The organism is Pseudoruminococcus sp. (assembly GCF_047012705.1).
GTDB lineage: Bacteria > Bacillota > Clostridia > Oscillospirales > Acutalibacteraceae > Pseudoruminococcus.
The window spans coordinates 155,589-179,215 of the sequence record NZ_JBKXNW010000003.1 but is presented as its reverse complement, the minus strand read 5'-3'; the positions used below and the strand labels follow the sequence as shown (position 1 = coordinate 179,215).

The following is a 23,627-nucleotide window of genomic DNA, read 5'->3' as shown; positions in this document are numbered from 1 at the left end:
CTATTAAAACAAGCTACAAAGCCAATCTGAAAAACTCGAAACCACCTCTACTACTCCAAAACGAATTTCGTAGCCGTTGCTATTCTCGTTGTTATCAACTATACACTTTTCAGAATTTGGAAGTTCATTCTGCAATTCATTGCCCTCCGCTGACGGCAAACATAGTGCTGGAAACATCACACACCACCAGTTATGTCCGCTACCGCTACCTATAATAATTCTTACAGCGTCATAATCTCCGGCAGGAAGTGTGAAATTCTCATAAACACGAGTATTGAATTTATCATTTACAACTTCGGCTCTGACATTATAATTACAGCCCTCCGCTTTGATAACACGCTTTGCTTCGTCTATTATTTTCGGCAAATCTGCTTTTGCCCTTTTTATAGCCTCTTGCTTTGATGATGTATTACCAAAAATTTCTGGGCTTATTTCTAAAATAGCATCTCTGACTTTTAGCTTTAATACTTGGTCTGATTCTGAATCTGAATTTGCCAAGATATGTAGTCGCAAAACTCTTGATTCTATATCCTCACAAGCTCCCGCAAATGATACTACCGAAAACGCAAATGCCATAACTAATGCTGTTGCTACAATCTTAAGTATAATTTTTATTTTCATAAAAAATCCCGTCCTTTTCTTTACTTATGCAAAGATTATGGACGGGATTTTATAATTTTATTCTTATGTAAATTCAATAAAATTAAAAGTTTTGCTCAAGCTTTTTCAAAAGCTTGCAGTTTTCAAAGGTAGTCACCTACGTCAGAGCCTTTGGTCGCTCTCCGCAGAGAGCGAAACACTTTATGCTCCTCTAAGTGCAGGAGGGTAGAAACCCATTCCAACGAAATGAGTTTCCTATGAGAAAATACAGAATTGCTCGACAAATCTCGCTCATAGTGAAACATTGGAATATAGTTAACAGAATTGAGAAAACCATCAATGAATTAAAAGGCTTGAATAAAACAAATAAAAGTTTTACTCAAGCCCTTTAAAAGCTATTATTAAATAACCACTATCATTAAATTTATATAATTTTATCCGAAAAAGACCTCTGAAACCGGTTCTGCTTTGTATACATACTCGTAATCATCATCGAGCCTTTTTGCACAATCATCACGCATATCGTCATTATCGAAAATTCCGAATACCGCTGAACCACTTCCTGTCATAGCCGCACCTAAAGCTCCGCAATCAAGCATTATCTGCTTGATTTTCTCAACCTCTGGCAAAGCCATAACGACTTCAAATTTATTATAAAGATGTTTAGCAACACTTTTTATATTTGCCTCGCAAATGGATTCTGTAATTTTATCCATTCCTTTTATTGCTGAAAATTCTGGTGAATCTGATTTTTCATAGGCTTCCTTAGTGCAAACTCCAATATTTGGCTTTACAATCACCAAATAACATTCCGGTAAATCCGGCAACGGACTTAAGATTGTTCCTATTCCGCTCGCAGACATTGTTCCACCGTAAACGCAAAACGGAACATCAGCACCAATTTCTGCTCCGATTTCTGCAAGCTCTTTTCGAGAAAGCTGTGTATCATACAGTTTATTCAATGCGTGAAGCACTGCAGCTGCGTCTGTACTTCCTCCGCCAAGTCCTGCCTCTGTCGGAATATTTTTCTTAATCTTAATCTCAATGCCCTTATTTTCTTTTTCTGTTTCTTTAAAGAAAAGCTCAACAGCCTTATATACTGTATTGGTTTCATCAAGCGGAATATTCTCATCTGAACATACGATTTTAATTTCTCCATCGTCCGTACGAGAAACCGTTATCTCATCGCAAAGACTAATAGACTGCATAACCATAGAAACTATATGATAGCCGTCACTGCGTTTTCCTCTTATATCAAGAAAAAGGTTGATTTTCGCCGGGGCATCAACATTAACCTTCATTTAGAGCAACATCCTTTCAAAAAATCACTGTTTATGCTTCTATCTCAGGGGCATCAGGGTTATTTATGAACATTTCAATTCTATTTAATGCTTCCATAATATGTCCAAGTGAATAAGAATATGATACTCGAATATATCCTTCTCCACAATCACCAAAAGCTGTTCCCGGTATAACGGCAACTCGTCTTGATTTTATTAGCTTTGTACAGAATTCATCACTTGTAAGACCTGTACTTTTGATTGATGGGAAGACATAGAAAGCTCCTTCCGGCTCAAAGCAGGTAAGACCCATTCGTGTAAAACCGTCTACTATAAGTCTGCGACGGATATTATATTCATTGCGCATATACTCAATATCGCCGTCACCATGTCTTAGCCCCTCTATTGCGGCATACTGTGCAGTTGTCGGAGCACTCATAATAGCAAATTGATGAAGTTTTGTCATCTGCTCTATGATTTCTTTCGGACCAAGCGCATAACCTAAACGCCAACCTGTCATAGCATATGATTTTGAAAATCCGCTTATAACTATTGTTCTTTCTGCCATACCTTCAAGTGATGCGATAGATATATGTGATGTATTTCCATATGTAAGCTCACCATAAATCTCATCAGAAAGCACAAACAAATTATGCTTGCGAACAACCTTTGCGATTTCTTCGAGATGTTCTTTTCTCATAACCGCACCTGTTGGGTTATTAGGGAAAGGCAAGATAAGAAGCTTTGACTTAGGTGTAATTTTACTCTCAAGTTCCTCAGCAGTAAGCCTAAAACCATTTTCTGCCTTTGTTTCTATTGTAACAGGCACACCATCTGCAAGTCTTGTTAAAGGGTTATAACATACAAAGCTTGGTTCTGGTATAAGAACTTCGTCGCCCTCTGAAACTATTGTTCTTATAGCACCGTCGATAGCTTCTGAACCACCAACAGTTACAAGAATCTGTGTATCAGGGTTATATGTTACATGGAAACGACGCTCAAAGTATTTTGAGATTTCCTGTCTTAATTCAGAAAAACCTCTGTTTGGTGTATACCATGTTTTTCCTCGCTGGAGTGAATCTATACCAGCCTCACGAATATGCCAAGGTGTCTGAAAATCAGGCTCACCGACGCTAAGAGAAATTACATGGCCCATTTCGTTTGCAATATCAAAATATTTTCTTATGCCCGAAGGCTTTACTGTTCGTATTTTTTCGTTAATAAATCTATTGTAATCCATTAAAGTTCCATACTCCTTTGTTCTTCATTACAATCATCAATAAAAGAAATTCCGCTCTTTTTGTATTCTGTAAGAACAAAGTGTGTCGCCGTTGATACAACTGAATCTAAGGTAGAAAGCTGTTTTGCGACAAAGCTCGAAACCTCTTGTATATTAGCTCCTCTGACAAACGCTATAAGGTCAAATGTCGCTGACGCCGCAAGATATACACTATCTACATTATCGAAAGACGCAACTATTTTTGCAGTTTCGTCAAAGCCTGTTTCTGCCTTTGGCGTAACCTTAATTTCAATAATAGCATTAACGCCTGCATTCTGAAGCTTGCTTCTGTCTATTATGGTACTTGTACCCTTAATAACGCCTTTTTCCTTATAATCTTCAATTCTTTTTTTAATCTCGGTTTCTGTTTCGCCGAGCATCGCCGCAAGCTGTGAATAGGTAAATTGTGCGTTATCTTCAAGAAGTGTTAATAGCTTATCCATAAACAATCTCCATTCCGCCACAGAGTTCATTTTTGAGCTTTGCAGCATTTAAAGTATTTAATTTCAAAGCACAAAATGTAGCTTGCTCTAAAATTATACTTCCAATTATAACTCATATTTTGCAATTTTTCAACGGCATTTTAAAAATCGCCTTTTACGACAAGAAATCCACAGTCCGATACTGAACTATGGCTTTACTCATATTTTCACACGAAATACTAAAAATTTTATTCTACATTTTTCAGAGCTTGTGACATAGGAATCTTCTTTATCTTTCTCATTTGTATCATATGTACAACTGCGTAGCAAGCTATACCTATTCCAAGCATAGCAGGATAAATCCATGGAGCTATATAGAATGTAAGCCAACCATTCATTTCCTGCATAAACATAAAGAATATGCCCTTCATAGCAAGACTGCAAATCGGCAGACTAATTATAAAAGAAAATATAACTACTAAAGCCGTTGCTCTATTATAAAGTTTACTTGCTTCTCTATTGCTATAACCAAGTATCTTTATCATAGATATAGATTGTGAGTTCTTTTCTATAATCATCTTTGCAAGAAGATATATAAGCAATACATAGAGAGTTACTGCAAATGCACCAAACATTGGCAACATTGCTCCAGCGGAATCATTTACCTGGTCTGCAAGAGCAGTCAAGTCTTTCTCTGTAATAGTAGAAGCAATATATATATCGTCTATATCATCTATCTTTTCGTTTGATAAATAACCTGTGAAATAGTCTTTATCTAAATCAAACTCTTTTATAAAATTATCTTTTGTCATAAATACGGCAAGCGATGCGGCATAGTCAAAGCTTCCTACAATCTTGAACTTATGCTCCGTACCTTCAAATTTTTCAGAAAGTGTAATAGTATCCCCTACTTTAAGTAAGAATTTTTCCATATATCCATTAGATACTATAACCTCATCTTTATTTTTCGGTAAATCAAGATTTGTAAGATATTTTGAATTATCGCTTATGCCATAAACGCTAATATCCTCAGAATCTCCCTTTTTGAGAGCCGTAACACAATATTTTTCTGCATTTTTGTTTTTAGTTTCAACGGGTACTTTCAAAATATATTGATAATCTGCAAATTTTGAATCTAAAACCTCAGTTTTGAAATTATCAAGAATAGGTGTCATAATCATACCAAACATAAGCATAATACTTGCAAGAAGTATTCCGATAAACATTGTTATATATGCAGGAATATTTTGAATGATAATTCTTATTCTGAATCTTGTAAGAAATTTGAAATTCGGAAGCTTTGTTGCTTTGTTTTTTTTCTTTCTTTTAAGCTCGTGACGCAAAAATTGAAGCGGTGGCAAAGAAAGAGTTGAAGAAAGAACTATTAAATTAACTATGAGAATTATTATACAAGGGATTACTGTTGTAAGGACAAAGGCTTCTGTATTCCAGATTGTTTCATATGTAGGTAATGAATAACTATGATAGTAAAGCTTAACAATTACCTCTTTCATAAATGAATAACCACAAATATTTCCGATAATTGCCGCTACAAGAGATACAAAAAGAGGAAGCGTTAAATAGTGTCTGATAAGCTCCCATTTTGTATAGCCTGATGCACGAAGTGTACCTATTGTTGCGGATTCTTTTTCGATTGTGCTTTTTATGGTAATTGCAAAAACAAATGCAAGAATTACTATAACAATATAAAGCATCCAAGTTATCATAGATTTATCGGAGCCCATATCATCTCCCGCAAAAATGATTGCTTGGTTATCAAGTTGTTGAACCATATCAGTAATAATCGTATTTTTAACGAGAATCTCTGTTATATCTTCCGTAAGGTCATTCTTTTCTTTATCAGAAAGATTTTTGTTATTATCCCAAGCATAGCAGTATTTTAAGCCACCATCGCTCATATCTTCAAAAGCCTTATCTGTTACAACAGCAACTGTAAAGCTATTTGCATTAAGCATAGTATCTGTATTATTCTTAAACAATGCTGTATAGTCGGAAAGTGCAACCAAACCACTGATTTTATAGCTTTTATCATCAATTTTAATTGAGTCACCAACAGCAAGCTCATTATTTTCGGCATAAAGTCTGTCTATGGCAATTTCGTTATTTTCTGTTGGGACTTTGCCTTCAATAACTGATACTCTGTCTATATCATTGCGATTTTTATAAATTCGAATTGAATTTCCATTATCAAGTTCTTTATCTTTATAAAAAAGCTCATATATTTTTATATCTTTTTCTTCAAGCTTTTTTATAAGACTATCATCAGCTTCCATTGCAAGAACAAAATGTCCGTCCTCAACATTATATTTCTCAAAAGCTCTATCGTAGGCAGTTTTCATACTTCCGTCTGCAACAAGAAAACCTGAAATAAACCCTATCATAATTGTGAGGAACAAAAACAAAGCTATATATTTTCCTTTATCCTGAACAATTTCTCGCCAAACCCTTTTTCTAAGAGGATTTTTCATTTTGAATACACCCCCTTACCAATCCAAATCGACAGCTGAAATTTTATTTTTATTTATATCGTTATGACGAATCTGACCATCACGAAGTCGAACAACTTGGTCTGCCATATTTTTAATTGCATCATTATGAGTAACAAGAACAACTGTGTTTCCGAATTTTTGGTTTACATCTTCTATAAGCTTAAGAATTTCCTTAGAGGTTTTATAATCCAAAGCACCTGTTGGTTCATCACAAAGTAATATACTTGGATTTTTAATAATCGCTCTACCAATAGAAGTTCTCTGCTGTTGACCGCCTGAAAGCTGATTCGGAATCTTATTTCTGTGTTCCCATAAGCCAAGAGTATGTAATAAGTCATCAAGCGGAAGTGGGTTATCACTTAGATATTCTCCTACCTCTATATTTTCTTTGACTGTAAGATTAGGAATAAGATTATATGATTGGAAAACATAACCAAGGTGCTTTCTGCGATATAGCGAAAGCTTTTTCTCGTTCATAGCCTCAAGCTTTTCTCCATCAATTATTATATTTCCGGCATCAGCTGTTTCAATTCCTCCTATAATATTTAGGAGAGTAGATTTACCTGAACCAGATGGACCTAAAAGTACACAGATTTTTCCTTTTTCTATGCCTACACTTATTCCTTTAAGAACTTGTGTTCGTGTGTCGCCCTCACCAAAGTATTTTTCAATATTCTGAATTTCCAAAAACATCAGTCGTTCCTCCTATTTTTTATTTAACATATGAATATATGTTCATATGTTATCGTAATTATAACTTAGGAAAATTCATTTGTCAATAATATTTTTAAATAAAATACAATTAACAAAAATAAAAAGCCTTGAAAACAGCTTTTTAAGCTATATTCAAGACCTCAACACTAACACACATATAGCTATTTTAAGTTATATATGAGTCTCGTAATTTGAAGTAAGCCAGACCTGAAAGGTCATTATGTTGACTTACTACATACATAAAATGTACGCCTACTACTCCCTCATCTGGAAATTTATTTAATTTTTAAAAGTTAAGTTAATCATTGCTAACTTTCAAATTTAGCATAGACTAACTACAACAATTTGTCAAGCAAATACCCTTAAATACGGCATTTATTACAATAATAAACAATATTCTTAGAAATTTATATAAAATTCAAGGTTTCTGTTCTTCGCTAAATACAATTATTTCTTGCCTTACAATAGAATTTCGGATATAATCTATATAGAAAACTACCGAAAGTATTAAAAGGCGGATAAAATCCGCCTCTTGAGAAAATGAGATGTTAAGGGCTTTGCCCTTAAAACCCACGAGGGACTCCGTCCCTCGATCCTGCAAGCCTTTAAAAAGGCTTGACCTAAACTTTAATTATCTTAAATGAAGAAATGTAGGGGCAAACTATGTTTGTCCTAACAATAGAAAGGTATGATATTTTGAATAAAAATGATGCTGAATTAAGAGCGGAAGAACTCCGCAAGCTTATAAATTACCACAATCAGAAATACTACAACGAAGATGCTCCTGAAATTGATGACTTTGAATATGACAAACTTCTTCGTGAACTTGAAAATATTGAATCCGACTATCCCGAATTGATTACAACAGATTCTCCAACACAAAAGGTTGGAGGAAATGCTTCTAGCGAGAAATTTGCTCCGGTTGTGCACACAGTCCCTATGGAAAGTTTGCACGATTCATTTTCACATAGCGAAATAAGAGATTTTGATAAGCGGGTTCGTGAAACTATATTAAATCCAACCTATGTTGTTGAACCTAAAATTGACGGACTTTCAGTATCCGCTGAATACAAAAACGGAATATTTGTGCGTGGTTCAACTCGTGGTGACGGCTCTGTCGGTGAAGATATTACAGAAAATCTAATGACTATAAAATCACTTCCTATGAAACTCAATAAATCTATTCCCTATCTTGAGGTTCGTGGCGAGGTTTATATGTCAAACGATACCTTTATGAAAATAATCACCGCTCAAGACGAAAACGGTGAAAAACCTTTCAAGAATCCAAGAAATGCCGCTGCTGGTTCTCTCCGTCAAAAAGACGCTAAAATCACAAAAGCCCGTTCTCTTGATATTTTTGTTTTCAACATTCAGCAAATAGATGGTGTAACTCTTAGTAGCCACAAAGAAAGCCTTAACTTCTTAAAGGAATTAGGCTTTACTGTTTTGCCTTTCTACAATGATTTTAATGATATAGAAAAGGTTATTGATGAAATAGAGCGTGTCGGTGAAGTTCGTCAGTCGCTTCCTTTTCAGACGGACGGTGCGGTTATTAAAATTGACAGCTTTGCACAGCGTGCAGAACTGGGAAGTACAGCAAAATTTCCGAAATGGGCAGAAGCCTATAAATATCCACCTGAGGAAAAGGAAACTACTCTCCTCGATATTGAAATAAATGTCGGCAGAACCGGTGTTCTCACTCCTACCGGAATATTCTCCCCTGTTTCTCTTGCCGGTACAACTGTCAGCCGAGCAACCTTGCATAATATCGACTTTATAAAAGAAAAAGATTTGCGTATCGGGGATACTGTTGTTCTCAGAAAAGCCGGTGAGATTATTCCTGAAGTTGTAAAAGTTACCGCTCACACAGAAAATTCCGAACCTTTTGAGTTTCCTAAAATATGTCCGTCCTGCGGTTCGCCTGTAACTCGTGAAGCTGATGAAGCCGCTTTCCGTTGCACGAATACCGATTGCCCTGCACAGCTCATAAGACACTTAATACACTTTGTTTCTCGTGACGCTATGGATATCGACGGACTTGGCTCAGCTGTTGTTGAACAGCTTGTTGACAATGAAATGATTTCCTCTCCGCTTGATTTATACAGAATAAATTCTGCACAGATTCAATCTCTTGAAAGAATGGGTGAAAAATCTGCCAATAACCTTATAAATGCAATAGAAAAATCCAAATCGAATGACTTATACAAACTTGTATTTGCACTCGGAATAAGACACATCGGACAAAAAGCCGCTAAATTGCTTGCTGATGAATTTGGCACTCTTGACGCCATCGCAGAAGCAAGTATCGAGCAGATTTCTTCTATTGAAGGATTTGGCGGTATTATGGCAGAATGTGTATATGATTATTTCAGATTGCCCGAAACTAAGGTTTTGATTGAAGAAATTAAGACTCTTGGTCTTAATACACAAGCTGAAAAGAAGTCAAAAAGCGAAACTAATGCACTCTTTGAGGGCAAAACCTTTGTTATAACCGGTACTCTCAAAAATTACAAGCGTACAGAAGCAGCCGCTATCATAGAACAGCTTGGCGGAAAAACTTCTTCAAGCGTTTCTAAGAAAACTGACTTTGTACTTGCCGGTGAAGAAGCCGGAAGTAAGCTGACAAAAGCTCAATCACTTGGCGTAACAGTAATTGACGAGGAAGAATTTGAACGTATGCGTTCAGCACAAGAATAAAAGGAGAAATTTTTATGAGCGAAACGCTTTCAAAAGAAACTACACAGCTTTTATATCAATATTTTGATGCTGCAGCAAATCTCTACGGCGTAATTCCACTTCGCACCCTGCTTAGAATATATAACAGTCAGAATGAACCTATCTCTGAGGAAGATTTCGTAAAATTCGTTGAAAGCATCTATCTTGATATGAGATGCTACTCAATCTTTGCAACAGACGAATTATTTCCTAATCCTCCTAAGATAAAAACTATTGATAAGAATTTAGTTGCTGAAAATCTTTGTCTTGGTAACTGCGATGAATATTTTGATATAATTGAATTGCAAAAAGGGAAGCCGTATTATATTCCTGATAAGAAACAGTTCTTGAAATATGCCAATGACGGTTATTTTGAGAAAACTCTTGAATTTATCAGTCTTAGAGCATTTCTTAGAAATCTGCCTAATCTCGAAAAAGAAGAAGCTGATAGTCTTGCAGATGATATTCAGCTAATCATTTCAATGGAAAAAGGAAGTCTTACACCTGCTATACAAAGAGCGGCTCAATATGGCTTAGACTTTGACAATGCAAGTATTCGCTCTGAGTTTTCAAAATTATGCAACGATTTATGTAATCATACAAGAATGAGTATGCACTGTGGACATACACCTGCTGAACTATATAATGTATAATATTATCTAAAAAGTATTAAGGAAATAACAAAGTTCGCCCCTACAAAATTATATATACTTTACAAAAGCTTAATCGCTACTCATAATTGTTGAGTAGCGATTTTTATTTTAATTTATAAATTTTTTCAAAAAACTATGTGGATTTTTTTCCTCCCATTCGTATATATAAGTGAAAGCACAAGAGAGTGCAAAAAGAAAAATTAAAATTAAAATATAAATTTCGGAGGAAAATAAAATGAAAAACAATAAGGTTATAAAGACATTCGCAACAGTAGCAATCGGTGCAGCTCTTATCGCAGGCACAACAATAGGTGCAGCAACAGTCGCTTTTGCAGCTAATAATACAGCAATTTCAACTCAGGCTAATCAGTCTTCTAAAGCATATGTATTCACAGCCTACGGTAAAACTTCTTACGGCTATGACTGGACATATTCCGCTGACAATACTAACATCAAGGTCGATGTTAAGTATGATTTCGCCACAAATAAGTACACCTGCACATTCACAGGTCTTAGAGAAGGTACTTGCAATATGGACTTCAAGTATTATACCTCTGATAAGAATATTGTAACTGTTCCTATGATTCTCAAGGTTGATAAGAATCTTAACATCACAAGAACAGATGCTTCAAGTTCATCAAGCTCTTCTTCAAACACTTCTAAGAAAGAAAGTAGTTCTTCAACTTCATCAAGTACAAGCTCTAAAACAGCTAACTCGTATGTATTCACAGCCTACGGCAAAACCTCCTATGGCTATGACTGGACATATTCCGCTGACAATACTAACATCAAGGTCGATGTTAAGTATGATTTCGGTACAAATAAGTATACCTGCACATTCACAGGTCTTAGAGAGGGGACTTGCAATATGAACTTCAAGTATTATACCTCTGATAAGAGTATTGTAACTGTTCCTATGGTTCTTAAAGTTGATAGCAGCCTTAACATTGCAAGGCTTTCATAATAATTAGCTTACTCCTAAACATTTTTTATACACCACCCCTTTGCTTGTATAGAGTACAAGCGGAAGGACTGTTATATCAGATATAAACTCATTCTGATATAGCAGTCCTTTTTCTTTAATACTAATCTATTGTGTAGATACTTTGAATTTTAGCTTCGTTCATTTTGCAAAATAGCTAAGCTTATCAAATTATATATTGTATTTTTGAATTTTATTTCGTTTAATCTTTCATTTCAACCTTGACTTTGAGCATTATTCTTCTACTATTTAAAAGTTTCTTACATATATGGTATAAATTCGCATAAAGCATTGACAAATTACACGTTTTGGCGGATAATATTAAGTGAATTTTATATGTGTAGAAAATTCATTTTGAGTTTTTACACTAAATCTTTATAAGGGGGATTAACCATGGGTTATACACTCGCACAAAAAATTATTAAAAAACACATTCTTAGTGGCGAAATGACTGTCGGCTCTGAAATTGGTCTTAAAATCGACCAGACTCTTACTCAGGACGCAACAGGTACAATGGCTTATCTTGAATTTGAGGCTATTGGTATTCCGAGAGTTAAGACAGAAAAGAGCGTTGCTTATATCGACCATAATACTCTCCAGACCGGCTTTGAAAATGCTGATGACCACCGCTTCATTCAGTCTGTTGCAAAGAAACACGGTATCTACTATTCTCGTCCTGGTAACGGTATCTGTCATCAGGTTCATCTCGAGCGTTTCGGCAAGCCCGGTAAGACTCTTATAGGTTCTGACAGCCATACTCCAACAGGCGGCGGTATCGGTATGCTTGCTATGGGTGCGGGTGGTCTTGATGTTGCTGTTGCTATGGGCGGTGGTGCTTACTACATCTCTATGCCTAAAATGGTTAGAATTAACCTCACAGGTAAACTTCAGCCATGGGTTGCTGCTAAAGATATTATTCTTGAAGTTCTTAAGATTATGTCTGTTAAGGGCGGCGTAGGTAAGATTATCGAATACGGCGGTGAGGGTGTTAAAACTCTTACAGTTCCTGAAAGAGCTACTATCACAAATATGGGTGCTGAGCTTGGTGCTACTACTTCTATCTTCCCTTCTGATGAAATCACAAGAGAATTTATGAAAGCTCAGGGCCGTGAAGAAGATTGGATTGAGCTCCAGCCTGATGCTGATGCTTTCTATGATGAGGTTATCAATATTGATCTTTCAACACTTGTTCCTATGGCTGCATGTCCACATAGCCCTGACAATGTTAAGACTATTGAGGAAATCGGTCCACAAAAGATTGACCAGGTTCTTATTGGTTCATGCACGAACTCATCTTACCTCGACCTTATGAGAGTTGCTCATATAATGAAGGGTAAAACTGTTCACCCTGATGTAAGCTTTGGTATCGCTCCTGGCTCTAAGCAGGTTTATAATATGCTCGCAAGAAATGGTGCTTTGGCTGACCTTATTGAGGCTGGTGCAAGAATCCTTGAGTGTGCTTGCGGTCCTTGCATCGGTATGGGACAATCCCCTAACTCTAAGGGTATTTCTCTCCGTACATTCAACAGAAACTTTGAGGGTCGTTCCGGTACTGCTGATGGTCAAATTTATCTTGTCAGCCCAGAAACTGCTGCTGTTTCTGCTATTGCAGGTGTATTCACAGACCCAAGAACTCTTGGTGATGCTATAGACATCAAGCTTCCTGAAAAGTTTGAAATCAACGACAATATGGTTGTTGCTCCGGAGCCGGAAGAAACTATGGATACTGTCGAAATTCTTCGTGGGCCTAACATCAAGCCTTTCCCACAGACTTCTCCGCTCGAAGATTCTATTGATGTTCCTTGTTCACTCAAGGTTGGCGACAACATCACAACAGACCACATTATGCCTGCCGGTGCTAAAATTCTTCCTCTCCGTTCAAATATTCCTGCTATCTCACAATACTGCTTCACAGTATGCGATAAGGAATTCCCTAAGAGAGCTTTGGAACTCGGCGGAAGTATCATTGTTGGTGGCGTAAACTATGGACAAGGTTCTTCAAGAGAACACGCTGCTCTTGCTCCTCTCTATCTTGGAGTTAAGGCTGTTTTGGTTAAGTCCTTCGCAAGAATTCACCGTTCTAACCTCATCAATGCAGGTATTCTTCCACTTACATTCGTAAATGAAGCTGATTATGATTCTATCAGCGAGGGCGACGAGTTTGCTATTCCTGATGTTAAGAAGCTTATTATGAACGGCAGTGAACTTACTGTTATCAATAAGACAACAGGTAAGGAAATCCCTGTACTTTGCGAGCTTTCCGACCGTACAAGAGATATTATTCTTGCCGGCGGACTTCTTAACTACACTAAGGAAAATTCTTGATATTCCAAGCATACCCCCTTTAATATAAGAAAGGAATGATAATGATGGCAAAGATTCAGATGAAAACACCTTTAGTCGAGATGGACGGCGATGAAATGACCCGTATCATCTGGAAGATGATTAAGGATATTCTTCTCCTCCCTTATATCGACCTCAAGACTGAATATTATGACCTCGGACTTGAGCATAGAGAGGCTACTAAGGATCAAGTTACTTTTGATTCCGCAGAAGCTACTAAAAAATATGGCGTTGCTGTAAAGTGTGCTACTATTACTCCTAACGCTGAAAGAGTTAAAGAATACAACCTCACAGAAATGTGGAAGTCACCTAATGGTACTATTCGTGCAATTCTTGATGGTACGGTTTTCAGAACTCCTATCCTCGTTAAGGGTATTACACCATTTATTCCAAGCTGGAAAAAGCCTATTACTATTGCTCGTCACGCTTATGGCGATGTTTATAAGAATACTGAAATGGTTGTTCCTGCTGACTGCAAGGCTGAGCTTGTTGTAACAGACGCAAACGGTGTTGAAACTCGTTCACTTATCCACGATTTCAAGACTCCTGGTATTATCCAAGGTCTTCACAATCTTGATAAGAGTATCAGCAGTTTTGCAAGAGCTTGCTTCAACTTTGCCCTCGACCAAAAGAAAGATATTTGGTTCGCTACTAAGGATACTATTTCTAAGAAGTACGACCACCGCTTCAAGGATATTTTCAACGAAATCTTTGAGACTGAATATAAGGATAAATTCAACGAGGCTGGTATCGAATATTTCTATACTTTGATTGATGACGCTGTTGCAAGAGTTGTTCGTTCAGAGGGTGGATATATCTGGGCTTGCAAGAACTATGATGGCGATGTTATGTCCGATATGGTTGCTACTGCTTTCGGTTCACTTGCAATGATGACTTCTGTTCTTGTTTCTCCTGATGGCGTTTATGAGTATGAAGCTGCACACGGAACTGTTCAGCGTCATTACTATAAACATCTCAAGGGCGAAAAAACTTCTACAAACTCTATGGCAACTCTCTTTGCTTGGACTGGCGCTTTGAGAAAGCGTGGAGAACTCGATAATCTTCCTGAGCTTATCGACTTTGCTGATAAGCTTGAAAAGGCTTCTATTGAAACAATCGAGGACGGCGTTATGACAGGCGACCTCGCTGCTCTTTCAAGCCTTGATAATATCACTAAGGTTGACACAGAAACATTCCTTACAGAAATTGCAAAAAGATTAGATAAAAAAATGGCTTAATGTAAAAAATCTCTTTCAATCAGTAAAAAATGTGCTATAATAAGGTGTGGGAATTTATCCCGCACCTTATTTTGTTGAAAAAATATCATAAAAACACTCAAAAGTTTTGCTCAAACTTTTTTGCACCAGCTTTGATTGTGTAAACTGCTCGCAGGGTTTGAGGACCAGAGTCCCTCGTGGGGGCTTAAGGGCGAACTTCGTCCACCCCTACAAATATTCTGTGATTTTTTAACAAGATAAGGTGTGAAAAATTCTTCTATACCTTATTTTTTGGAAGTCGGTGAATAAAACTTGTCTAAGCACGAAAATATATCAGTTCAGGTAATCAATCGTTTGCCAAGATATTACCGTTTTCTTGGTGAATTGCTTGATAAAAATATAACAAGAATTTCTTCAAGAGAGCTTTCAAACAGAATGCACTTAACCGCATCGCAAATCCGTCAGGATTTAAACTGTTTCGGCGGTTTTGGTCAACAAGGATACGGCTACTCTGTTGAGGCTTTACACGATGAAATAGGCCACATTCTTGGCATTGATAATCAATACAGTGCCATAATGATTGGCGCCGGAAATCTCGGAAAAGCTGTTGCAACGCATATGTCTTTTGAAAAGCGTGGCTTCAAGCTCACAGGCATTTTTGATAGTGATAAAAATAAAATCGGACAGAAAATTCGTGACATCAGCATTATGGATACAGAATCTCTTGAGAAGTTTTGTTCAGAAAATCACCCTGATGTTGCAATATTCTGCGTTCCGAAGGCTGCAGCACCATCGCTTGCGGCTAAACTTCATTCATATGGCGTAAAAAATTATTGGAATTTCAGCCACTATGACCTTACGCTTGATTTTGATGATATTATTGTACAGAATGTTCATCTCAATGATAGTCTTATGGTTCTTTGCTATATGATAACCGATAGCCGAAACAAAAATGATGAAAAAACAATCAACTAAGCATAAACTTATAAAAATTTAAAGTTTTGCTCAAAGTGTAACTCCTCCGCTATCAAAACGTGTTCTACTTTTTCGTTAAGTTAACACTTGTTATTCGTGTTTTGAGTTTTCTTAAATTTAAAATTTCACTTAAGTTTTTTCAAAGTTATTATGAATTAAAAACTACCATTGATTTCTCAATAACTTAAACACAAAAAAGCTATGAAACGGATTTCCGCTTCATAGCTTTTTGTTTTATAGATTTATTGAATTGTTAAACTCAATTATCTGTTAGCCTTCTTCTTTGCTGTGAGGAATACTACGCCTGCGATTGCAAGAAGTGCTACACCTGCGATTGCAAACCAAACGATTGGTGTGCTTGTGTCGCCTGTGTTTACACCATTTGAATTATCATTATCAGATGGTGTAGGTGTAACCTTGCTTGTATCTTCCGGATTAGAATTATCAGGATTACCCTTTGTATCGCCAAGAACAAGTACCATTGTTGACTGAGCCTTAACTGTTACTGTGTCACCGTTGATTGTTTCGATAACATCTGTACCAGCCTTCTCGCCATTAACGCAAACCTGCCACTTGTCGCTCTTTGGAAGCTTAACCTGAACATCTTCCTTATTAGCATTGTATGCTACAAAGATAGAATCAGCCTTTTCGCCGTTTGGCTTGCCGCTTACTTCATAAGCAACAACATTATCGCCAACATCTTCGGAGAATTTGATGCTGTTGTTGACATCTTCTGTTGTTGTAAGTCTGAGTGATGGGTGAGCCTTTCTGAATTCGATAAGACCCTTATAGTAGTTGCTTACACCTGAAACAAGGTTACTTGAGAGTGTATCCCACTTAACACTGTTTGTAGAATCAGGTGACTTATAGCTGTTGCTATCGAGCTTGCCATTAGCAAGAGGCTTTGTTCTGCACATTTCTTCGCCACCGAGGAAGAATGGTACACCCTGTGATGTAAAGATAACTGAGCTTGCAAGCTTAGTCATAGCTGCCTTTTCTTCGTCTGTTGCATCTGGGCAAGAATTTGTAAATCTATCCCAAAGTGTGTTGTTATCGTGGCAAGAAACATAGTTAATTGTCTGTGTAGGAGCGCCTGCCCATGAATCAGTTGCACCGAGAACACCAGACTTAACTGTGCTTTCCATACCGCTCTTACCACTTACAAAACCTGTGTCTTCTTCATCAAATACATTACCCTTAAGACCGTCTCTGATGTCATCGCTAAATGCACCAAAGCCGGGCATCTTAGAAATCTGAGCCTTCAAAGCTGCTTGTGAAGATGGAAGAGTAGATGAACCGCCTGTCCAACCTTCACCGTATGTGATGATTGTTGGGTCAACTTTATTGAGGGCTGCTCTGATTTCATTAATTGTTTCCTGATCATGAAGTCCCATAAGGTCAAAACGGAAACCATCAATGTGATATTCTGTTGCCCAGTAAACAACAGATTCTACGATGTACTTTCTAACCATTGAACGCTCAGTAGCTGTTTCGTTACCGCAACCTGAACCATTTGAGAAGCTACCGTCTTCGTTTGTTCTATAATAGTAGTTAGGGAATGACTTATTGAAGTTAGAGTCATATGTAGCTGCTGTGTGGTTGTAAACAACGTCCATAATAACTCTGATACCACTCTTATGGAGTGACTGAACCATTTGCTTAAACTCGTTAATTCTTACTTCACCGTTGTAAGGGTCTGTTGAATAAGAACCCTCTGGGAAGTTGTAGTTCTTAGGGTCATAACCCCAGTTGTACTGAGCTGTATCAAGCTTTGTTTCGTCAACGCTTGCAAAGTCGAATGCAGGCATAATCTGAATATGTGTGATTCCGAGATTCTTGAGGTAATCAAGGCAAGTAGAATCGCCATTTGAATTCTTTGTACCTGTTTCTGTAAATGCAAGATATTTACCCTTATGAGCGTCAGAAACGCCTGAACTCTTATCAATAGAGAAATCTCTTATATGCTGCTCATAAACGATAGCATCTGTTGCGTTTCCGCCAAACTCCGGACGAACATCGTTATCCCAGCCATCAGGGTTTGTAGACTTGAGATCGATAATCATACCTCTGTCGCCGTTTACGCCACCTGCTCTTGCATAAAGGTCAACAGCCTCATTTTCGCTGCCGTTAATCTTAAATGTGTAGGTGTAGTACTTACCATTGAGGTCGCCTGCTTCTTCTGCTGTCCAAACACCCTTATCGCCAAGTGTCATATCAACAGATTTAATAAGTGTATCGCCATCGCCTGTTGAGTAGAGGTTAAGTGTAACCTTCTCTGCGAGTGGCGACCATGTCTTGAATGTTGTTTTCTCTGCTGTGTAGTTAGCACCGAGGTCGTTGCCATCGTAAGTATACTTCTGCTCGAACTCATCTGTGTCATAAACATTAGCAGTAGAAACATCAAGCTCAATAAAGCCGTCGATGTAGAGCTTATAGCTCTTGCCGTAAGAAAGCTCATCAGAAGTTGTCAAGCTACCGTTTTTGCCGTCTGTTGTGACAGAAGCTACTGCATAAGTGTTTCCTTCGGAATCCTTAACAGTTACATCGCTTGCCTTGAGATTTGCTTCCTGAGAAAGTGTGAAATCAATCTGATTTGTAGAAACCATCTTTGCCTTCTTGATTCTTGGAGCCGTAAGCTCAGCTTCTGTATAGCCAAACTCAACTTGTCCTTGAAGAACATAGATATCTACCTTTCCGTTTTCAGCATTAGCTGTTTCGATGAAACGGTCACCGTCTGTATCCTTAGCTTCCCATTCGCCCTTACGGATAATGAAGCCTATCTTGTCAACACCGGTTGCGTCCATGTTGAACTTGGATACTGCACCAAAGCTATCGCTTGATGTGAAGTCCTGTTGACCTCCGTCTTTGCCTTCTGCCCAAATCCAAAGATTCCACTTATCATAGTTAGAATCGCTTCTTTGATAATGAACAGTGATTTCGAGGTCATCTGCCGCTGAAACAGATGGTACAACAAATACTGCTGCAATCATCATAAGTGACAGAAGTAGCGCTAAGAATTTTTTCATTGTTCTTGTTGCCATTTTTCAAATTCTCCTTTTTTTATTATCTGAAACCTCGCTTAAAAGTGGTTTCAAATTAAGTTGATTATACCACATTTATAAAAAATTTAAAAGAATTTATAAATTTTTTTCATACAAATTATTAACAAGCAATCTGTCTAATTTGCACAAACTTTTTTGTTAATATTTGGTGCTTAAAACAATTTAAAGTAACTATTTTCCAGATTACACAAATATCTCATGTAATAACTAATTTCGTCCGCCCGCTTGGCAGCTTAACCCATTCCCTACAAACGCTTGTAGAACAATTATGTGTCTTGAAAGCTGTTTGTTGCCTTGTTTAATCTGCTTTTATAAATCTCAAAGCAGAATTATTATATGAAAGCTCAAGTTCATTTCCATAAAGCTTATATTTAAATATAAGCTTTCCGTAATTTTCAGAAACTATTATGATTTTTTCATTATCTATTTCATAATGTTCATTCAATTTCAATTTGCTTTTATCAGGTTTACTTATATTAAAAATAATATTTCCATTTTCAAAGTTAAGCGTACCGTTACTTTCTTTGTTGTTATCGTCACTTTCATTTTTTAATTTCCACGAATAGAGTACAATTTCTTCTGCGGCAGAATCCGGTGGCGATACCGTACAGCTACACAGTATAGTCACGAGAATAATTGCAAGTATGAAAGCCATTCGTTTCATAATAAACCTCCGTTTTTTATTAAATGGAATTTTTATCCGTCAAAAAGGCAAGCAAAACTCATTAATATCTGATTATTTTTGAATAAAATAATAAATTTTGCAAGATTATAAAATAAGACTTGCATTTTTACATATATTATATTAAAATATTAAGCGGAAATCGACTGTATTTTGCAGTTCATAAAATAATTTATTCTATTTTAGGGGGATTAATAATGTCAGACTATCAGTCTATGGACAAAAATGCTCTTGAATCAGAGCTTAAAAATCTTAAAGCAGAATATGAGGATTATAAGGCTCAGGGCCTAAAACTCAATATGGCGAGAGGTGTTCCAAGTACCGCTCAACTTGAACTTTCACTTCCTATGCTTGATATACTTAAAAGCGGTAGTGATTGCCTTTCTGTATCAGGTGCAGATTGCCGTAACTACGGTATTCTTGATGGTATTGATGAGGCAAAAGAGCTTTTCGCACAAATGCTCGGTGTTAATCCTGAAAATGTATTCATCGGCGGTAACTCAAGCCTTAATATGATGTTCGATACAATCGCTTGCTTCTCTGAAAATGGTATTGGCGGAGAAGATCCTTGGCTTCTTCAGGGAAAAATTAAATTTCTCTGTCCTGCTCCGGGATATGACAGACATTTCGGTGTTACAGGCTTCTTTAAAAATATCGAAATGATTACTATTCCTATGACTGAAAACGGTCCTGATATGGATATGGTAGAAAAGTATGTTGAGGACCCTACTGTTAAGGGAATCTGGTGTGTACCTAAGTATTCAAACCCAGACGGTATAACATATTCTGACGAAACTGTTAAGCGTTTTGCATCGTTAAAGCCTGCCGCTAAGGATTTCAGAATTATGTGGGATAACGCATACTGCATACACGACCTTACTGATACCCCTGATACTCTCCTTAATCTTTATGACGAATGCCTTAAAAACGGTAATGAAGATCTGCCAATTATGTTCTGCTCTACTTCTAAGATTACTTTCCCAGGTTCCGGTGTTGCAGCTCTCGCAGCGTCAAAGAATAACCTCGATGTTCTCAAGAGCAGATATAAATTCCAGACAATCGGTTATGATAAGCTTAATATGCTCCGTCATATCAGGTTCTTTAATAATTATGAAGGCGTTGTTGCACATATGCAAAAGCATAAGGCTATTCTTGCTCCAAAGTTTGAGCTTGTTATAAACAAGCTTACAGAAGAACTTGGTGACAAGAATATCGCAAGCTGGCATAAGCCTAATGGTGGTTATTTCGTAAGCGTAAATGTTCTAAATGGTTGCGCAAAGAAAGTCGTTGCTCTTTGCAAAGAAGCCGGAATCAACCTCACTGGTGCAGGTGCTACATATCCTTATGGCATCGACCCTAACGATTCTAATATCAGAATTGCACCAAGCTTCCCTCCTCTTGACGAACTTGCTAAGGCTCTTGATATTTTCTGCCTATGCACAAAGATTGCAGCTGCAGAAAAGCTTTTGGATAAATAATATATAAATTCCTCCCTATTATGAAAGCTTTTAGCTTTATTTGATATGAATTTGTCTTAATCACATTGACTTTTTCGACCATAAAATATATAATTAACCTTGTTACCTCTGTTTTCGTGAGTGACAAGGTTTTTTATTTTAAAAAATTCCTTAAAGCTACTAAAACAGACAAATGAATTTATTGGAGGATACCGTATGAAAAAAGTTGGAAAACCAGTGTTTTTCATCGTCGCTATTCTTATCTTCGCATTGGCGTATACGTCAATCTTCGGCATATATGGCGAAAACGGCGATTTTAAGATTACCTACATCAAGGGTGTCAGCGACATAAGATGGGGAATCGACATTAAGGGCGGCGTTGAAGCGACCTTCAAGCCTGCCGGAGATGTCAAGGCAACAGCAGAACAGATGTCCGCAGCAAAGTCTGTTATAGAGCTTAGACTTGTCACTAATAACATTACTGACTATGAGCTTTATCAGGACAACGATAACGGTCTTATCATCGTCCGTTATCCATGGAAAGAGGACGAAGAAAACTTCGACCCAAGCACAGCTATTGAAGAGCTTGCCGCAACAGCAAAGCTTACTTTCAGAGAAGGCAATAGCTATACCTCAAGGGAATATGATTCTAACGGCGAATTAGTATATAAGACACCGTCAGGAACAACAGCTTCTCACATATACCTCGATGGTAGTGCTATTAAAAGTGCAAGTGCCGATTATGTACAGCTTGAGAACGGTGGTAAGGCACAGTACATAGTTTCTCTTGAACTCACCGATGAAGGAAGAAAGCTTTTCAAAGAAGCTACAACAGAGCTTTCTGCTAAATCTTCAGGCCAAAATGTTATGTCCATCTGGATGGACGACACTATGATTTCTGCTCCTACTGTTAACAGTGTTATCGACAGCAATAGTTGTATGATTACTGGTGGAGACAAATCTGACGGCTCTGCTGGCTTCTCCGCTTCTGAAGCAACAGCTCTCGCAAATAAGATTAACGCAGGTGCTTTGCCATTCGAGCTTGAAGTTGACAGCTACGGCTCAATAAACCCAACTCTTGGTGACTATGCACTCTATGCAATGGCTCTTGCAGGAGCTATCGCTCTCGCACTTATTATTATCTTTATGATAGTATATTACAGACTTCCTGGTTTCGTTGCTTCTATTGCACTTATTGGTCAAGTTGCATTGTCACTTGCAGCTGTATCGGGTTACTTCCCATTCGCTTCAAGCTTTACTATGACGCTTGCCGGTATAAGTGGTATCATTCTTTCAGTTGGTATGGGTATTGACGCCAATGTTATTACCTCAGAAAGAATTAAAGACGAGCTTTATCAAGGAAAGACACTTGACGGCTGTATCAGATATGGTACAAAAAATAGCTTCTCAGCTATCTTTGATGGCAATATCACAAACATCATAGTTGCTCTTATCCTTATGCTTGTATTTGGTCCTGCAAATATCCTTTCAGGTATTTTCGGCGCTTCTACAACAGGCGCTATCTACGCATTCGGCTACACACTGCTTGTCGGTGTTATCGCAAACTTCGTAATGGGCGTTTTTGCTTCAAGATTGATGCTTATGTCACTCTCACGCTTCAAGTTCCTGCGAAACAAGAAACTTTATGGAGGTAAGTGACTATGAGACAAAAATTTCATTTTGACTTCGTTGGAAATTCCAAGAAGTTCTTTATACTAACACTCAGCCTTATGCTTATCTGCCTTATTCTTAATATTTTCGTTTTCCACACAGAACTGGATATTCAGTTCACCGGCGGTGCTATTATGAAATATAGCTACTCTGGTGATAACCTCTCAGAAAATGAAATTTCTAAAGTAGTTCAGGCTGCTACTAAAGAAGATGTTTCATTCCAGTATAGTAAGAATATGTCTGCCGCAGCAACTGAAGAAAATGCGAACACACTTTCCATCGAACTTACAGAGGCAAAAACTATTGACCCTGAAACTGAAAAAGGTGTTACAGACGCACTTAAAGAGGCTTTTCCTGATAACAATTTCACAAGAACCGAAATCACATCAGTTGACCCTTCAAAGGGTGCAACATTCTTCTGGAAGTGTATGGCAGCCGTCGGTATTGCCGCTCTCCTGATGATTCTCTATGTTGGTTTCAGATTCAGAAAAATCGGTGGTCTTTCCGCTGGTTGCACAGCCGTTATCGCGCTTATACACGATATAATTATGGCATACTTTACTTTCGTTATTTTCAGAATGCCGCTTGATGATAACTTTATAGCCGTTATACTGACTATCATAGGTTATTCTCTTAATGATACAATCGTTATCTTCGATAGAATCAGAGAAAATCGTAAGTATATAGGTCCTAAGGCTTCAACCGCAGAGCTTGTAAATCAAAGTCTTAACCAGACACTTGCAAGAACAATCTGCACTGCATTCACAACTCTCCTCGCAATCGGATCAGTCCTTGTTGTTGCACTTATCTATGATATTCAGACTGTCGTAAGCTTTGCACTTCCTATGATGGTTGGAGTTATCTTCGGTTGCTATTCTTCAATCTTTATCTCCGCTCCTCTTTGGGTTATGTGGACAAACTATAAAAAGAGAAAAGATGCTGAAAAGAAAACTAAAGCTAACCAAAAAACTAAAGAAAGCAAAAAGAAAAAATAATTTACTAAATCGGGAGGTTTAAAAACTTCCCGATTTTTTGTTTATCTTTTATGCAGACCTTTATATATTG

The 23,627-nt window shown here is 37.4% G+C and carries 17 protein-coding genes; 9 read left to right on the top strand and 8 right to left on the bottom strand.

Annotation, left to right across the window (positions count from 1 at the left end; all coding sequences use genetic code 11):
- Positions 1 to 3: 3 nt before the first annotated feature.
- The 6 genes from spoIIR to ACLU24_RS04300 all read right to left on the bottom strand — a co-directional run bounded on the left by spoIIR (position 4) and on the right by ACLU24_RS04300 (position 6,784).
- Positions 4 to 621, bottom strand: a complete 618-nt coding sequence (gene spoIIR / locus ACLU24_RS04325; protein ID WP_412610561.1) for a stage II sporulation protein R — start codon at positions 619 to 621, stop codon at positions 4 to 6.
- 413 nt (positions 622 to 1,034) lie between these two features.
- Positions 1,035 to 1,901: a 4-(cytidine 5'-diphospho)-2-C-methyl-D-erythritol kinase gene (ispE, locus tag ACLU24_RS04320; RefSeq protein ID WP_412610560.1), complete on the bottom strand. Its 867-nt coding sequence runs from the start codon at positions 1,899 to 1,901 to the stop codon at positions 1,035 to 1,037.
- A gap of 31 nt (positions 1,902 to 1,932) precedes the next feature.
- Positions 1,933 to 3,120 (bottom strand): aminotransferase class I/II-fold pyridoxal phosphate-dependent enzyme, encoded by a 1,188-nt coding sequence (locus tag ACLU24_RS04315; protein WP_412610559.1) that lies wholly within the window; start codon positions 3,118 to 3,120, stop codon positions 1,933 to 1,935.
- A complete protein-coding gene (locus tag ACLU24_RS04310; RefSeq protein ID WP_412610557.1) occupies positions 3,120 to 3,602 on the bottom strand; it encodes an Lrp/AsnC family transcriptional regulator in 483 nt (160 codons plus the stop codon). The genes ACLU24_RS04315 and ACLU24_RS04310 overlap by 1 nt, the downstream gene beginning before the upstream one ends.
- A gap of 227 nt (positions 3,603 to 3,829) precedes the next feature.
- Positions 3,830 to 6,070: an ABC transporter permease gene (locus ACLU24_RS04305; protein ID WP_412610555.1), complete on the bottom strand. Its 2,241-nt coding sequence runs from the start codon at positions 6,068 to 6,070 to the stop codon at positions 3,830 to 3,832.
- 15 nt (positions 6,071 to 6,085) lie between these two features.
- A complete protein-coding gene (locus ACLU24_RS04300) occupies positions 6,086 to 6,784 on the bottom strand; it encodes an ABC transporter ATP-binding protein (protein WP_412610553.1) in 699 nt (232 codons plus the stop codon).
- Between the two features lie 684 nt (positions 6,785 to 7,468).
- Here ACLU24_RS04300 and ligA point away from each other — a divergent pair.
- The 6 genes from ligA to ACLU24_RS04270 all read left to right on the top strand — a co-directional run bounded on the left by ligA (position 7,469) and on the right by ACLU24_RS04270 (position 15,690).
- Positions 7,469 to 9,502 carry an NAD-dependent DNA ligase LigA gene (ligA, locus tag ACLU24_RS04295; RefSeq protein ID WP_412610551.1) on the top strand — a complete coding sequence of 678 codons (2,034 nt, stop codon included), beginning with the start codon at positions 7,469 to 7,471 and terminating at the stop codon, positions 9,500 to 9,502.
- 14 nt (positions 9,503 to 9,516) lie between these two features.
- Complete coding sequence (locus ACLU24_RS04290) at positions 9,517 to 10,173, top strand: hypothetical protein (protein WP_412610549.1); 657 nt, start codon at positions 9,517 to 9,519, stop codon at positions 10,171 to 10,173.
- Between the two features lie 235 nt (positions 10,174 to 10,408).
- Entirely contained in the window at positions 10,409 to 11,137 is a 729-nt protein-coding gene (locus ACLU24_RS04285; protein WP_412610547.1) for a hypothetical protein, read from the top strand.
- A 411-nt stretch (positions 11,138 to 11,548) separates the two neighbouring features.
- Positions 11,549 to 13,480: an aconitate hydratase gene (locus ACLU24_RS04280; protein WP_412610545.1), complete on the top strand. Its 1,932-nt coding sequence runs from the start codon at positions 11,549 to 11,551 to the stop codon at positions 13,478 to 13,480.
- Between the two features lie 44 nt (positions 13,481 to 13,524).
- Positions 13,525 to 14,736 (top strand): NADP-dependent isocitrate dehydrogenase, encoded by a 1,212-nt coding sequence (locus tag ACLU24_RS04275; protein WP_412610684.1) that lies wholly within the window; start codon positions 13,525 to 13,527, stop codon positions 14,734 to 14,736.
- A 291-nt stretch (positions 14,737 to 15,027) separates the two neighbouring features.
- Positions 15,028 to 15,690, top strand: a complete 663-nt coding sequence (locus tag ACLU24_RS04270; protein ID WP_412610543.1) for a redox-sensing transcriptional repressor Rex — start codon at positions 15,028 to 15,030, stop codon at positions 15,688 to 15,690.
- 263 nt (positions 15,691 to 15,953) lie between these two features.
- Here ACLU24_RS04270 and pulA read toward each other — a convergent pair whose 3' ends face one another.
- Together pulA and ACLU24_RS04260 are read right to left on the bottom strand one after the other, a co-directional pair.
- The gene (gene pulA, locus ACLU24_RS04265) at positions 15,954 to 18,731 is read right to left on the bottom strand and encodes a type I pullulanase (protein WP_412610541.1); all 2,778 of its coding nucleotides are present in this window, start codon (positions 18,729 to 18,731) and stop codon (positions 15,954 to 15,956) included.
- A 319-nt stretch (positions 18,732 to 19,050) separates the two neighbouring features.
- Entirely contained in the window at positions 19,051 to 19,416 is a 366-nt protein-coding gene (locus tag ACLU24_RS04260; protein ID WP_412610539.1) for a hypothetical protein, read from the bottom strand.
- Positions 19,417 to 19,631: 215 nt separating this feature from the next.
- Between ACLU24_RS04260 and ACLU24_RS04255 the strand changes: the two genes are divergently transcribed.
- The 3 genes from ACLU24_RS04255 to secF all read left to right on the top strand — a co-directional run bounded on the left by ACLU24_RS04255 (position 19,632) and on the right by secF (position 23,557).
- Positions 19,632 to 20,912 carry an aspartate aminotransferase type Ic gene (locus tag ACLU24_RS04255; protein WP_412610538.1) on the top strand — a complete coding sequence of 427 codons (1,281 nt, stop codon included), beginning with the start codon at positions 19,632 to 19,634 and terminating at the stop codon, positions 20,910 to 20,912.
- A 195-nt stretch (positions 20,913 to 21,107) separates the two neighbouring features.
- Positions 21,108 to 22,550 (top strand): preprotein translocase subunit SecD, encoded by a 1,443-nt coding sequence (locus ACLU24_RS04250; protein ID WP_412610536.1) that lies wholly within the window; start codon positions 21,108 to 21,110, stop codon positions 22,548 to 22,550.
- 2 nt (positions 22,551 to 22,552) lie between these two features.
- Positions 22,553 to 23,557, top strand: a complete 1,005-nt coding sequence (gene secF / locus ACLU24_RS04245) for a protein translocase subunit SecF (protein ID WP_412610534.1) — start codon at positions 22,553 to 22,555, stop codon at positions 23,555 to 23,557.
- Positions 23,558 to 23,627 lie beyond the last annotated feature (70 nt).